13 protein-coding genes, 1 tRNA gene, 2 pseudogenes and 1 riboswitch are annotated in these 13,490 nt (G+C 43.1%); of the genes and pseudogenes, 11 read left to right on the top strand and 5 right to left on the bottom strand.

Going from position 1 to position 13,490, the window contains the following annotated elements:
* Positions 1-412 precede the first annotated feature (412 nt).
* Positions 413-613 carry a hypothetical protein gene (locus MY9_RS21875; RefSeq protein ID WP_014663576.1) on the top strand — a complete coding sequence of 67 codons (201 nt, stop codon included), beginning with the start codon at positions 413-415 and terminating at the stop codon, positions 611-613.
* 78 nt (positions 614-691) lie between these two features.
* Here the strand turns inward: MY9_RS21875 and MY9_RS21870 are convergent.
* Positions 692-1,030: pseudogene (locus tag MY9_RS21870) on the bottom strand (N-acetylmuramoyl-L-alanine amidase); the annotation flags it as partial.
* A 155-nt stretch (positions 1,031-1,185) separates the two neighbouring features.
* Here MY9_RS21870 and MY9_RS06625 point away from each other — a divergent pair.
* From MY9_RS06625 to MY9_RS06615, 4 genes and pseudogenes are all read left to right on the top strand, one after another.
* Entirely contained in the window at positions 1,186-3,048 is a 1,863-nt protein-coding gene (locus MY9_RS06625; RefSeq protein ID WP_014663574.1) for a ribonuclease YeeF family protein, read from the top strand.
* Positions 3,049-3,064: 16 nt separating this feature from the next.
* On the top strand, positions 3,065-3,355 hold the full coding sequence (locus MY9_RS06620; protein ID WP_014663573.1) for a contact-dependent growth inhibition system immunity protein: 291 nt from the start codon (positions 3,065-3,067) through the stop codon (positions 3,353-3,355).
* A gap of 92 nt (positions 3,356-3,447) precedes the next feature.
* Positions 3,448-3,639: pseudogene (locus tag MY9_RS21865) on the top strand (hypothetical protein); the annotation flags it as partial.
* 53 nt (positions 3,640-3,692) lie between these two features.
* Positions 3,693-3,971: a contact-dependent growth inhibition system immunity protein gene (locus tag MY9_RS06615; protein ID WP_014663571.1), complete on the top strand. Its 279-nt coding sequence runs from the start codon at positions 3,693-3,695 to the stop codon at positions 3,969-3,971.
* A gap of 165 nt (positions 3,972-4,136) precedes the next feature.
* Here MY9_RS06615 and MY9_RS06610 read toward each other — a convergent pair.
* Positions 4,137-4,209, bottom strand: a tRNA-Val gene (locus MY9_RS06610).
* A gap of 173 nt (positions 4,210-4,382) precedes the next feature.
* On the opposite strand from MY9_RS06610, the gene MY9_RS06605 reads away from it, so the two are divergent.
* On the top strand, positions 4,383-5,573 hold the full coding sequence (locus tag MY9_RS06605) for a DUF819 family protein (protein ID WP_014663570.1): 1,191 nt from the start codon (positions 4,383-4,385) through the stop codon (positions 5,571-5,573).
* Between the two features lie 68 nt (positions 5,574-5,641).
* Entirely contained in the window at positions 5,642-6,187 is a 546-nt protein-coding gene (locus MY9_RS06600) for a GNAT family N-acetyltransferase (protein ID WP_014663569.1), read from the top strand.
* Between the two features lie 226 nt (positions 6,188-6,413).
* Here the strand turns inward: MY9_RS06600 and metC are convergent, their stop codons facing one another.
* Entirely contained in the window at positions 6,414-7,586 is a 1,173-nt protein-coding gene (gene metC / locus MY9_RS06595) for a cystathionine beta-lyase (protein WP_014663568.1), read from the bottom strand.
* Positions 7,579-8,700: a cystathionine gamma-synthase/O-acetylhomoserine thiolyase gene (gene metI, locus MY9_RS06590; RefSeq protein ID WP_040083807.1), complete on the bottom strand. Its 1,122-nt coding sequence runs from the start codon at positions 8,698-8,700 to the stop codon at positions 7,579-7,581. Before metI ends, metC begins: the two co-directional genes overlap by 8 nt.
* A 67-nt stretch (positions 8,701-8,767) precedes the next feature.
* A riboswitch (SAM riboswitch) is annotated at positions 8,768-8,888 on the bottom strand.
* A gap of 167 nt (positions 8,889-9,055) precedes the next feature.
* On the opposite strand from metI, the gene MY9_RS06585 reads away from it, so the two are divergent.
* The 3 genes from MY9_RS06585 to MY9_RS06575 are packed head-to-tail and all read left to right on the top strand — an operon-like array spanning position 9,056 to position 10,756.
* Complete coding sequence (locus MY9_RS06585) at positions 9,056-9,778, top strand: esterase family protein (RefSeq protein ID WP_014663565.1); 723 nt, start codon at positions 9,056-9,058, stop codon at positions 9,776-9,778.
* 36 nt (positions 9,779-9,814) lie between these two features.
* Positions 9,815-10,330: a YjcG family protein gene (locus MY9_RS06580; protein WP_014663564.1), complete on the top strand. Its 516-nt coding sequence runs from the start codon at positions 9,815-9,817 to the stop codon at positions 10,328-10,330.
* Positions 10,331-10,333: 3 nt separating this feature from the next.
* Positions 10,334-10,756 carry a GNAT family N-acetyltransferase gene (locus tag MY9_RS06575; protein WP_014663563.1) on the top strand — a complete coding sequence of 141 codons (423 nt, stop codon included), beginning with the start codon at positions 10,334-10,336 and terminating at the stop codon, positions 10,754-10,756.
* Positions 10,757-10,827: 71 nt separating this feature from the next.
* Here the strand turns inward: MY9_RS06575 and MY9_RS06570 are convergent, their stop codons facing one another.
* Positions 10,828-11,082: a hypothetical protein gene (locus MY9_RS06570; protein WP_014663562.1), complete on the bottom strand. Its 255-nt coding sequence runs from the start codon at positions 11,080-11,082 to the stop codon at positions 10,828-10,830.
* Between the two features lie 116 nt (positions 11,083-11,198).
* On the opposite strand from MY9_RS06570, the gene MY9_RS06565 reads away from it, so the two are divergent.
* Entirely contained in the window at positions 11,199-13,478 is a 2,280-nt protein-coding gene (locus MY9_RS06565) for an ATP-dependent helicase (RefSeq protein ID WP_014663561.1), read from the top strand.
* The last annotated feature ends 12 nt before the right edge of the window (positions 13,479-13,490 follow it).

Raw genomic sequence — 13,490 nt, 5'->3', positions numbered from 1 at the left:
CACTCCATTTGCTGCGTTAGTCTGGGCTTTCCTTGCTATAACAATTGTTTTGAGTCTTATAGGTTTACTGGCTGGTGTAAGTGATTTATAAATATTGTGATCATTGTAAAAAAAGCATAACAACATTTTTTTCTTTTGTTATAAAGCCCGCCTTTTATGAGACGGGCTCTTTTTGCATGGTAATTTGCTTTTATCGCAGTAGACCCCACAAATGACTCAACGAGGGCTGAATTTAAAACAATACCAGCCATTAAAACCTACAATGGATTCAACTTATAACGTGTTCTTCTTTGTTAAAATAATAACTGGATAAGGTTCTTATACCATTAGACATATTACGGATTGCTTAATTTTTATATAACTGTTGGAAACGGTTTTTCAGCCTGCGATAATTAAATAAGAGGTGAAATCAATGAATGGTATAGAATTTTTAGAGTCCGTGTCGCAACTGGGACAAATAATTTTATTGTTCTCCGGCTACGCCCTTTACTGGAAATTAGGTAAAATAAAAAAAGAACGGAAACTTACAAAATATGAAACTTTTCTTAGATTCTTTGTAACGTTCGGCATATTTGCATGGGCACTTTCGTTTCTTGCTTTGCATTTGTGGTAACAATCTTCTGTCGATACTTCATTAATTATATCGAATTTTTTTAATCATTAATTAAACTCCCTTTTTATTAAAAAACGGAAGAGTATCACTTTTTTTGACTGTGTAAATGCCCCCAGAAGCTTTAGACGCAGATGATAACAGTTTAGATTTTGTCTCTCCTCCCAGCACCTTCAATTCTGACTCAATGGCTGACTTAACTTGGTTTCATCTGCCCTCAGCTAAAATGCGGTGCAGGCAATACTTTCCGCTCCAGTTCTGATGTGTACGGACACGATCAAGTTTTTCCCCAGCCGCACTCTTTAAGCAGCTACGCTACAAACTTGATAGCTAGCTTTTCAGCAGTGTAGTATTCAGCGCATCCTGACTTGCTATAACAATACCAACACCAATCAAATTACGGTTCCCGGGACCATTCGAGCTTGGCCTATCACCAATTGCTTAACAACACAATAAATAAGAACAAAGACCTAGACCGAATTAATCATTTTCCACTTTCGAAATACGTATATGTCTTTTTCTTCTTTCTTCCATGGTAATATCTTGGTTAGGAATTCCGATGAAAGGATATGAACATGAAAGTATTTGAAGCTAAAACGTTGCTTTCCGAAGCAGATAAACGCGCAAAGGAATACAAAGAATTAAGAAGTCAGATGGTCAATCTCAAGAAGGCCTTTAAAGCCGTAGCTGATTTAGATGACAGTGAGTTTTCCGGCAAAGGCGCCGACAACATTAAAGCATTTTATCAAGACCACGCAGGTGTAGCTGACAATTGGATTGACTTACTTGATATGAAAATTGCTTTCTTGACAAGCATTTCAGGCACTCTAGAGGACGCCAGCTTATCTGATGCATATATAGAAGAATCCTTCTTAGAACACGAACTGGCCAACGCCTACACAAAATCAAAATCCATAATGTCTGAACAAAAGAAAGCGATGAAAGATATCTTACATGATATCGATGACATCCTCCCACTTGATTTGTTCTCGACAGAAAACTTCAAAGACGAACTCGCCAATGCGGAGGCCAAGCGCAAAAAAACAGTCGACAAACTAGGTAGCGTGGACGAAGCACTTGTTACTGAATATGCCCAGTCAGAGCCAAACGAGCAATTCATCAGGAAGGACTTCCAAAAGCTTGAGGAATCCACAGGCAAAGGGAAGAACGCCACACCCATTCACTACAACGCCAAGGCGTACCGTGAAAGTGACATACATAAGAAAAAAGGCGATATTGAGAAACAGACTGAAGCTTATTTGAAGATCAAGAAAGATGAAGCGAAAGAACGAGAAATCAAAGATTTAAAGAAGAAGCTAGCTGACGGAGTGACGGATCCGGATGAATACTTAGAAATTGCCAAGAAGGTCGGCTATGAGAATCTTACCCCTGAACAGCTTGAATTTGTTTCATTTCTTGAACAGCGTAAAGCTTTCATGGATAACGGAAAAGAAGTGTTGCAAATCATAGGTGATGGCGCCAAGGGTGCGATTGTTGGTATATACGATCTTGCCAAGGATACCGGTGAAGGAGCCATTCAATTTGGATGGAATATCGGTTGGACGATTGATAACTTAAACAAGGATCCTCAAAAAGTGCTGGATACCGTTTTGGAATACGACTATCAAGCTGCCTTTCAAAGTATGGTTGACACATTGAAGGATAATTGGGATACAAAAATGATTCACGGGGATGCATACACACGGCTGCACTATGTTACTTATTTGGGCGGAAGTCTTCTGTTATTGAAAGGTGGAAAGTCCTCTGTCTCAACAGGCTCGAAGGATCTTGCTAAAGTTGGGAAAACAGCTAGTGATACAATTAAGAAAGGTGGAAAGTCTGTAAAACAGTTTGTCAAATCTCCTGTTAACCGGTATACTCCTGCATTAGAAGGAATCCTTCAAGATGCTGAGAATACCATTAATGTGAAAAATACTCCGCTGCTAAAAAGTATTGCGGAAGATAAAAAAGAGAGTGTTCTCAGAAGATCTGAAAGTTCTAACAACATGGGTACAGGTAATGTCAAACAAGGTGATAGTACCCCTCTCGCACCTGGCGGTGGATTAGCTGCTCATGAAGCAAAAGGCGGGCATCTTATTGAAAGACACGTTGGGAAGACCGACGAAGAATTAATAGAAAGACTGAGAACTGATCCTAACCTACATATTACAGCTTCATCTACTTTTAAAGATAGGGCTACCGCTGAGAGAATTGCTAATTCAGTCTTAAACGATCCAAAAAATATAAAGAAAATCGAAAATTGGATTGATGATCCTAAAAAGCCTAAATTAATGTTAAAATACAAGGGCGATGGAGAAATAATCGGCAGAAGTGTAACAAGAAATTCAGAACTAGTAGAAAACGTTACAAACGCAAAAATTATACTCAAAAAAGATAACAACGGTAACTTTATTCTTACAGGATATCCAACCAAATAGAAAGAGAGGAAGTATCATGGATGAAAGTTATGATTTCTTAGACGAATTAGAAAATTTTTTAGGTGCAACATTTCATCAAGATATCAGATCCCCTGAACACGCATTAGACGAATTTATTGAGGAAATTAGTAAAGAAGGTTTGCTATTTACAGTTAAGTTTTGCGAAGAGTTTCTAAATAGCGATCTAACTAAAGAAAAAAAGGAAGACATTATAAAGTGTAATGCAGAAATATATTTTCCGACAATTGGATTACCACCTATAGAATGGTTGAAAAGTGTAATAGAAAAACTAAAAAAAGCTATTTAAAAGAAACACTGAAAGGCCCCCATTTTAAGAGGGCCTTTTTATATTACTTCAATTTCGCTTTTGTAGCTGGTTCATAATAGCCATCGATACCTGAGGAAAATACAATTAGCTATCTAGAAAATTGTAATGAAGAAGATTTATATTGGATCAGTGAAGTATTTGAAGATTTAGCTGAAAGTTTACAAAGTAAAGAACTTATTAATTGTTTAAGAAAATTAGATGAAAAATACCCTGACTTAGAAATGACAAATGATATTGATATAGCAGAAAGTTATATAGAATAAGATACGCACCATTTCTCAGATTTGAAATTAACATTTCTTGGTGGTGATAAGTAATGATTGGAATCGAAATTTCTGAACCTGTATTTCAATTTCTAGGAGGTATTTTTTATCAAGGCATAGAAACTCCAGAATCAGCACTGGACGAATACTTAGAAGAGATACCAAAAGAAGAGCAAGAAACTGATATAGCTGCATTGAAAGATTTTATTAACAGTGATTATTCGGATGAAGAAAAGAATGATTTTATCGATGAAGCTGCTGACGGAGTGGACATTCTTAGTTACGGCGTATCTCCAATCATATGGCTCGAACAAGTTATTCAAAAAATCTAAAAGAATATTGAAACTTTATAATCCATTAAACTAGCATAGAAACAGAGCTGATTTTGAATTCACTTCAAAATCAGCTTAAAAAACTTCCGCCCCCAATTCGATGAATGATGACAAAATTAATAAATAAGCAAAATAAAAACCCTTGCGCAGCAAGGGTTTAAGCTATGATTCCGACTGGGCTCGAACCAGCGACCTCTACCCTGTCAAGGTAGCGCTCTCCCAGCTGAGCTACGGAATCATGATATGTATGTGTTGCTGGGTATGTTGTTGTCTTTCTGACAAGTTCTATTATATAACCTTCCCTTTTATTCGTCAACTGCTTTTTTAGAAAAACTTTTTTTCGGACTTGCTGTTCTGTTCCCCGGCTATTATAATATGTCTAAATTTTCTAATAACAGGGGTGATGGGGTTTTGCATTCTTTGATTTCTTCCGATGATGTTTGGGTATTGTGGGGGTTTATTGCGGTGTGGGCGGCAGTGAGCATCGGGCTGGAGCAGCGCTTTAAGTGGGCGTCCGCTGTGTCGGGCGCTATTATCGCGCTTGCAGGTGCTATGGTGTTTACAAATGTAGGAGTGCTTCCTGTTGAGTCACCTGTATATGATACCGTATGGTCTTATGTAGTGCCGTTGGCGATCCCTCTTTTGCTGTTTCAGATCAATGTGCGGCAGATTTTTAAGGAAAGCAGGCGTTTGCTGTTTATTTTTCTGATTAGCTCTGTCGGCACTGTGCTTGGGAGCATTCTTGCTTTTTTTCTTCTCAAACAGCATATTCCTTATCTCGATAAAATTGGCGGGATGATCAGCGCCTCTTATATCGGCGGCGGGGTCAACTTTGCGGCGATGGCGGCAAAATTTGAGACGCCTGGTGAATATGTGTCAGCTACCGTTGTGGCTGATAATTTTATGATGGCACTTTTGTTTTTTATTTTAATCAGCATTCCTGCACTCAAATGGTTTCAGCGGCATTATGCCATGCCGTTTGAAGAGAAGGTAAAAGCCGATGGAAACAGCGGAAACAGTGCTGAAAGCTATTGGAAACGGAAGGATATTTCCTTAAAGGACATTGCTTATAATGCCGGCGCTGCTTTTGCGCTTGTTGCGGTTAGTGTGAAGGTTTCCGGCTATTGTAAAAGCGTTTTTTCTCATCCACTGCTGACCGGTACGCTTGGCGATCAGTATCTAATGCTTACGTCTTTAACTGTTCTTATCATTTTTCTTTTCCCGCGTTTTTTTGAAAGGCTCAATGGATCTCAAGAGCTTGGAACCTTTTTGATTTATTTGTTTTTTGTGGTGATTGGCATTCCTGCAGATCTGCGCTTAATCGTTACCAATGCGCCTCTTACTCTATTATTTGTGTTTATCATTGCGATCAGCAATTTAGCGGTTTCCTTAGCTGTCGGAAAATTGTTCCGCGTTCGGCTTGAAGAAATTCTGCTCGCCGTCAACGCTGCTGTCGGGGGACCGACGACTGCGGCTGCGATGGCAATTGCCAAGGGATGGCGGGAGCTTGTCGCTCCGATCATGCTTGTCGGTACGCTCGGCTACTTAATCGGCAACTATGTTGGCACTTTTATGGGAAATTGGTTTTCTTCCTTCTTATAAAAAGGATATTTGCATTTCCCTGAGAATAATGTAAGAGGAATCTGACATGAGAACGGAGAGGTCACTGTATGCTAAAAGGAAAAACCATTTATGTTAGACCTTTAGAAGTAACGGATGCCGAAGAAAATCTGCGGCTGCAAAGCGAAAATCGAGATTTCTTCGAACAGTTTTCTATGATACGCGCAGACGATTATTATACGGTTGAGGGGCAAAGAAAACGAATAACCGAGTATCAGCAAAGACTTGAGAAAGATGAAGAATATCATTTTGGCATTTTTACAGTGTCAAACGAAAGATTAATCGGAACGGTTTCACTCTTTCAGATCCTCCGCGGATCGCTGCAAACTGCGTTCGTCGGGTATTTTTTAGACAAGGCTCATAACGGAAAGGGAATTATGACAGAGGCTGTCAGATTGGTTGTTGATTATGCGTTCCGCGAATTGAGACTTCATCGAATTGAAGCCGGTGTGATGCCCCGTAATCTCGGGTCCATGCGTGTTTTAGAAAAAGCGGGATTTCATAAAGAAGGCATCGCCCGAAAAAACGTAAAAATTAATGGCGTTTGGGAGGATCATCAAGTCCTCGCGGTTTTGAATCCTGATGATGAACAATAAAAGAAGCCGGGCCATCCCCGGCTTCTCAGCGTGTCGCCGAACCCTCGCATTCGTTGTCAGTCCTGCGCGTTAGTGCTCACGAATTATAACATTCGCTCCGCTCCAATGCTCGTCCTTCCTAGACTTCAAAGGTTTTCAATCACGCTGAAAAGATGACAAAATCCTAAAACAGAAACTGTTTTAGGACTTTGTCTACAATCTGAGAAGCCGGGCCACCGGCTTCTTTTTAACGAACTGCCACTGGTGCAATTTCTTTCAGCGCTTGTTCGAAATCGTGCTCTAAATCGTCTGCATGTTCGACTCCCACACTAAGACGGAGCAGGCCATCAGTAATGCCGCGTTTTTCACGCTCTTCCTTAGGCATTGCCGCATGAGACATCGTTGCCGGATAGGACAAAATCGATTCCACTGCGCCAAGGCTGACAGCGAAGACCGGAAGTGACACATTCTCGACTAATTTCTTAACGGCCTCTTTGCTTTCAAGCTCAAAAGATAGCACTGCTCCCGCTCCCTTCGACTGGCTTTTATGGGTTTCAGCGCCGGGATGATCAGACAGTCCCGGATAATACACGCGCTTGACCGCCGGATGCTTCTGGAAAAACTCCGCAAGCCGCTGGGCTGTTTGGCTCGCTTTCTCTAAACGGACCTGTAATGTTTTTAATCCGCGCAGGACAAGCCAGCAATCCTGCACGCCAAGGACGGCACCGAACGCGTTTTGCAGCTTATATAGCTGCTTTCCAAGCTCTTCATCCTTGACAGCAGCCAAACCTGAGAGCACATCGCTGTGTCCGCTTAAGAACTTTGTCGCGCTGTGAAGTACAATATCCACGCCGAGATCAAGCGGACGCTGCAGAGCCGGCGTCATAAATGTATTGTCCAGAAAGGTCAGGCAGCCGTTTTCTTTTGCAAGCTGAACAACTGCTTTAATATCCGTAATTCCAAGTGTCGGATTTGATGGTGTCTCCATATAAATGACCTTTGTGTTCGGCTTGATATTCCGCGCCACTTCATTACGATCCGTCATGTCGACAAACGTATGCTCAATGCCAAACCGAGTCAGCACCTCTGTCACCATACGGAAGGTTCCGCCGTATACATCTTCTGTCACAAGAACGTGATCACCCTGTGAGAGCAGTAAAAAGGCTGTTGAGATGGCAGCCATGCCTGAACTGAAAGCAAATCCTCTCGTTCCGCCTTCCAGTGCGGCAATTGTTTCTTCAAGAGCTGTTCTTGTCGGCGTGCCAGAGCGGCTGTAATCAAATGCGCCGAATTCTTCAAATGAAGATTGATGAAAGGTCGAGGCGTGCTGAATCGGCACACTGACCGCCCCGGTTGCGCCGTCTGTTTTAAATGGATTGTGCACGAGCTGGGTTTCCAGCGTCCAATTGTGATTACTCAAATGAAACAGCTCCCTCTTTGACCTGAGATAATGCCTGTTTTAGGTCCTCTTTTAAATCTTCCGCATGTTCAATTCCGACAGAAAAGCGCAGCAACCGATTGCAGACCCCGTTTGCGATACGGATCTCTTCAGGAATATCCATGTGCGTCTGGGTCGCAGGGTATGTAATGAAGCTTTCCACCCCGCCGAGGCTTTCTGCAAAACAAATGGTCTTCAGCGCTTTTAAAAATGGGTTGACCCACTCTTCTTTTTGCAGACGGAAGGACAGCATGCCGCCTTTTCCGGGATACAGTACATCTGAAATTTCTTCCTGCTCTTCCAAAAACGCCGCAAGCTCCTGCGCGTTTGCCTGATGCTGACGCATTCTTAGGCTCAGCGTCTTCATTCCTCTCATCAAAAGCCACGAATCAAATGGCGGCAGAACGGCGCCGATCGCATTTTGATGCTGAAACATTTCCTCTCCGAGCTGCTCATCCTTTACCACGACAAGTCCCGCAAGCAGATCGTTATGCCCGCCTAAATACTTTGTTGCGCTGTGAATGACAATGTCTGCTCCCAGCTCAAGCGGACGCTGCAAGACCGGTGTATAAAATGTATTATCTACGATCAGCAGAAGACCGTGCTCCTTTGTAATCCGGGCAATACGTTCAATGTCCGCCTCCTGCATGAGCGGATTTGTCGGCGTTTCCACAAACACCGCTTTTGTATTCGGCGTTATCTTAGAGCGTAAACAGTCCTCATCGCTAAAATCATCATAATGAAAGGTCAATCCGTATTTTTTCCATTCATTTTCAAACAGACGGTACGTGCCGCCATATAAGTCCGATGAAACGATCAGTTCATCTCCGCTTTTAAACAGCGCCATAATCGTTTGGATAGCAGCCATTCCCGAACTAAAGGCAAGCCCTCTCGCGCCGTTTTCTAAGTTAGCGATCGCGTCCTCAACAAGCTGGCGTGTCGGATTTTTTGTGCGGACATAATCAAATCCGGTTGATTCTCCGATCCCTCTGTGGCGGTATGCTGTTGATAAATAAATAGGAGCACTCACTGTCCCCGTGACTTCGTCGCTTCGGTTCCCAATTTGGGCTAATTTCGTTTCAACGTGCTGTGACATATAGCTGACACCTTCCCTTTTCAAAATAAAAACCCCTTCTTCATAAGAAGAAGGGGTTTAACGCTTCTTCTTATCTTCCAAGCATAAAAAACGCTTGCTGGATTTAGCACCTTGGCGCTTTGCACATGCAAAACAAGCCGGTTGCTGAGGTTTCTAAGGGCCAGTCCCTCCACCTCTCACGATAAGAAATATCGATTTCAATTTTCTGATTGTTTTATATTAGCGCAATTCACAGTTTATTTCAACACTTTTTTCTTCGTGTGCCGAACCGTTTAAAGAGAGAAATTTCTAATAATTCATGGTACAATAATTGAAAATGCAAGAAAGTATAGTGATGTCCTGGAGGAATGTTTTTATGGCACCGAAAAACGGCACAGTGCAAGAAAAGAAATTCTTTTCAAAAGAGCTTAACGAGGAAATGACCTTACTTGTTTATCTGCCGTCCAACTACTCCCCGCTTTATAAATACCATGTCATTATCGCGCAGGACGGCCACGATTATTTCAGGCTGGGGAGAATCGGCAGACAGGTCGAAGAATTGCTGTCGAAACACGAAATAGACCGGAGCATTATTATCGGTGTTCCTTATAAGGATGTAAAAGAGCGCAGAAACACCTACCATCCGGAGGGTTCAAAATTTTCGGCGTATAAACGGTTCATCGCCCATGAGCTCGTTCCTTTTGCAGATGATGAGTATCCAACCTATCAGGTCGGTTACGGCCGAACGCTGATCGGTGATTCGCTCGGAGCAACCGTGTCACTTATGACAGCGCTTGATTATCCGAATATGTTTGGCAACATCATCATGCAGTCTCCCTATGTTGACAAACACGTACTAGAAGCCGTGAAACAGTCTGACGATATCAAACACCTCTCTATTTATCACCAAATCGGAACAAAAGAAACTGACGTCCACACGACAGACGGGAACATTCTGGACTTTACAGAACCGAATCAGGAGCTGAAACAGCTGCTGGAGAAGAAGCTTTCCGATTATGATTTTGAGCCATTTGACGGAGACCACAAATGGACATACTGGCAGCCACTCATCACCCCGGCGCTGAAAAAAATGCTTTAACACTCTATCATACTTTATTTCCAGGAGGGACAAAATATGAAATACGGAATCGTTTTATTTCCATCAAAAAAGCTCCAAGACCTTGCAAACTCTTACAGAAAGCGCTATGACCCAAGCTACTCTCTGATCCCGCCACATTTGACGCTGAGAGCATCGTTTGAATGTGCGGAGGAGAAAGCGGATCAGCTCGTATCGCATTTGAGAAACATCGCAAAAGAGTCCCACCCAGTCGTTCTCAAATTGACAAAATACAGCTCATTTGCGCCTGTCAATAATGTCATTTATATTAAAGCAGAGCCGACGGAAGAGTTAAAAACACTCAATGAAAAGCTATACACCGGTGTGTTGGCCGGCGAACAGGAATATAATTTCGTTCCGCATGTGACGGTCGGCCAAAATCTTTCCGACGATGAGCATTCAGATGTGCTGGGACAATTAAAAATGCAGGAAGTGTCGCATGAAGAAATTGTTGACCGTTTCCACTTGCTTTACCAGCTGGAAAACGGATCGTGGACAGTTTACGAAACCTTCTTGTTAGGCAGAGGAGAATAATGTTTGGAAACAGTGATCGCAAAAAATGAAGAACAAATGAAAGATGCTTTTTATGTAAGAGAAGAAGTCTTTGTCAAAGAACAAAACGTGCCTGCTGAAGAAGAAATTGACGAACTTGAAAATGAGTCGGAGCATATCGTCGTGTATGACGGCGAAAAGCCTGTCGGCGCAGGAAGATGGCGCATGAAGGACGGCTACGGCAAGTTAGAGCGAATTTGCGTATTGAAAAGCCACCGCTCCGCCGGTGTCGGCGGCATCATTATGAAGGCGCTCGAAAAAGCCGCTTCTGACGGCGGCGCTTCCGGTTTCATTTTAAACGCGCAAACACAGGCTGTGCCGTTTTACAAGAAACACGGGTATCGCGTGCTTTCTGAAAAAGAATTCCTTGATGCCGGCATTCCGCACTTACAAATGATGAAGGACTGAACAGCGTCCGGGTCTATTAAGATCCGGATTTTTCCGCATATAAAAAACCGTTCTCTCGTATGAACGGTTTTTTATACATATCGATTAATATATGTGCCCATTCCTTTTTCTCGCAATCTCTTATAAAGAGAGCGCTTACGTTTTGCCTCGTTTACTTTTCTTTTAGCGGCTGTTTGATTCTCCTGCTGCTTTTCCAGTTCTTTGTATACCCGCTGAAACGGGACATAGCTGATTTTTTCGGTTCCGGCATAATCCTGCTTATGTCCAATCGTTCTATTAGCATATTGAGCGTATTGCTGGTTTTGAATGTGACCTGCATATATCATACGATACCCACCCCTCTGCTGTCTCTTTTCCCTTAAACTTACTTTTTGAAACACATTTCTTTTGATATGATAGTCATTGTCTGTAATGAACACCTTTTGATTGGGAGGACCCCTTTTTGAAATGCGCCCGACTGAATGATCGAATTATACATTTACATACATATTCGAGAGAACATTATCAATTCCTCTTTGAAGAAGGAATAAAAGGACATTTATTTTGTTCTCATTGCGAAAAGCCCGTTTTGTTACGGCTTAACATCGCCGATCCGCCAGAGTTTATCCATCGCCAGCCAGGCGATTTCCCGGCATGTGAGGAGGCGTGTGCTCCGAAGCCCGCCAAAGAGGAAAAAAAAGAAGATGATCAGGAATCTGGTGTCATTCGTTTGCCCAAGGGAAAAGCGATCGCCGCTGAGCCGTCTCCAGCTGTCACGGAATGGCACCGTCCAAGAAGCATTAAACCAGGAACACCATTTGTGCCAAAAACAATAGAACCCGATACGAGCCTTTTTCCGTCTGTCGGTTTAAACACGGATCAGCTGAAAGCTGTCACGGAAACAGAAGGCCCGCTGCTTGTGCTTGCAGGTGCGGGGAGCGGAAAAACACGGGTGCTGACAGCCCGTGCCGCCCACATGATCGAACACTTAGGCATATCGCCGGAAAACATGCTGCTTGTCACCTTTACAACAAAAGCTGTCGCTGAAATGAAAGAGCGTATGGCGAACCAGTACGGATTACAGCAGGCAAAAGTCAGAAGACTAGTCACAGGAACATTCCACAGTCTGTTTTATAAAATCTTGTATCACTATGATTCTGCTAAATGGAACGGTGAGCATCTGCTGAAAATGGAGTGGCAGCGGGAACAATATATCAAAAAAGCACTCTATGAAGAGGGCATCGATGAGAAAGAGTTCCCAGTTGACCAAGCCCTGCAGCAGATCGGTTTTTGGAAAAACACTTATGTCCCAAATGAACGCATCCCTCTAAAAGATGAGTGGGAAAAACAAGTTTATCGTTTATATGAACATTATGAACGCCAGAAAAAAGAACATAGCCAATTTGATTTTGATGACATGGCTTCAGCCTGCTATGAATTGTTTGTCGAGCGGCCTGACCTTCTGGAACAATATCAAGCTCGGTTTACGTATATCTTAATTGATGAGTTTCAGGACATTAATCCGGTTCAATACAAAATCATGCAAATGCTCGCCAGCCCGGAGCAAAACCTGTGCTGTGTCGGAGACGATGACCAGTCCATCTACGCATTTCGCGGCAGCAATCCGTCTTTCATTCTTGATTTCCAAAAGGATTATCCCGGAGCGAAGACGATCTATTTAACTGCGAACTACAGATCTACGCATCCGATCGTCTCTAGTGCTGACATCGTCGTGAAAAAGAACAAAAACAGGTATGCCAAAACGCTTGAAGCGGCCCGAGACGACATTCAGGTCCCTGTGCTTTTTTATCCTTACGACGAAGAGGAAGAAGCCACAATGGTCGTTTCCGATATCAAAGAAAAAATTCAAAACGGCGCCAGTCCAGAAGACTTTGCGGTTCTTTACCGCACAAACAGCGGGGGCCGCGCTATCTATGAAAGGCTTCATCAATCGTCAATTCCGTATACAGCTGACCGCGGCGTCCAATCGTTTTATAGCAGACGGATCGTCCGTCAGATTCTCGCCTACTTGTATGCAAGCCAAAATGAGGATGACACTGAAGCGATTAAGCACTTGCTTCCCGCCTTGTTTTTAAAGCAGTCCGCTTTGAATACGCTGAAGGCGCTCTCGATTACCGAAGACTGCTCGATGATTCAAGCGCTGGCCAAACTGCCTGATCTGAAGCCGTTTCAGCTTGACAAAATCAAGAAAATCGTACCGTTTTTCGCAAGCCTGCGCACGATGAAGCCTGTAGAAGCCATCACCTTTGCAGAAGGAAAAATGGGCTTCTCCGAGTATCTAAAAAAACGGGGCAATGAGGGCAACAAGCTAGAAAAAGGCTCCGATGACCTGCGTGATATCAAGGTCGTCGCCAAGAAGTTCAAAACGATTCCTGACTTTCTTGCCCACGTGGATCATATGAGGGCCGCTGAGAAAAACAGAACGGATGAACATGGCGTTCAGCTGATGACCATTCACCGGTCAAAAGGCCTTGAATTCAAAACAGTCTACGTGTTAGGCACTGTAGACGGCTCAATTCCGCACGATTTCTCATTAGAAACGGCAAGAAAAGGAGACGAGGCCGCTCTTGAGGAGGAAAGACGCCTTTTATATGTAGCGATGACACGGGCGAAACAGCATTTATATTTGTCTTGCCCCGCAAACAGGCGCGGCAAAACAGCCAACCGCTCAAGATTTTTGTATCCCCTGCTACAGAAAGCAAGACAGCCCTTGCATCATTAACAGCCCGGCAGA

The sequence above is a fragment of the Bacillus sp. JS genome, from assembly GCF_000259365.1.
In the GTDB taxonomy this organism is placed as follows: domain Bacteria; phylum Bacillota; class Bacilli; order Bacillales; family Bacillaceae; genus Bacillus; species Bacillus stercoris.
Note: the sequence above shows the minus strand (reverse complement) of the source record. Positions and strands in the feature narration are given on the sequence as shown.

Bases quoted from the DNA above. Each gene is read 5' to 3' on its own strand.
- MY9_RS06580 (WP_014663564.1), top strand. From the start codon at position 9,815: ATGAAATACGGAATCGTTTTATTTCCATCAAAAAAGCTCCAAGACCTT.
- MY9_RS06625 (WP_014663574.1), top strand. From the start codon at position 1,186: ATGAAAGTATTTGAAGCTAAAACGTTGCTTTCCGAAGCAGATAAACGC.
- MY9_RS06620 (WP_014663573.1), top strand. From the start codon at position 3,065: ATGGATGAAAGTTATGATTTCTTAGACGAATTAGAAAATTTTTTAGGT.
- MY9_RS06615 (WP_014663571.1), top strand. From the start codon at position 3,693: ATGATTGGAATCGAAATTTCTGAACCTGTATTTCAATTTCTAGGAGGT.
- MY9_RS21875 (WP_014663576.1), top strand. From the start codon at position 413: ATGAATGGTATAGAATTTTTAGAGTCCGTGTCGCAACTGGGACAAATA.
- MY9_RS06570 (WP_014663562.1), bottom strand. From the start codon at position 11,082: ATGATATATGCAGGTCACATTCAAAACCAGCAATACGCTCAATATGCT.
- metI (WP_040083807.1), bottom strand. From the start codon at position 8,700: ATGTCACAGCACGTTGAAACGAAATTAGCCCAAATTGGGAACCGAAGC.
- MY9_RS06585 (WP_014663565.1), top strand. From the start codon at position 9,056: ATGGCACCGAAAAACGGCACAGTGCAAGAAAAGAAATTCTTTTCAAAA.
- MY9_RS06600 (WP_014663569.1), top strand. From the start codon at position 5,642: ATGCTAAAAGGAAAAACCATTTATGTTAGACCTTTAGAAGTAACGGAT.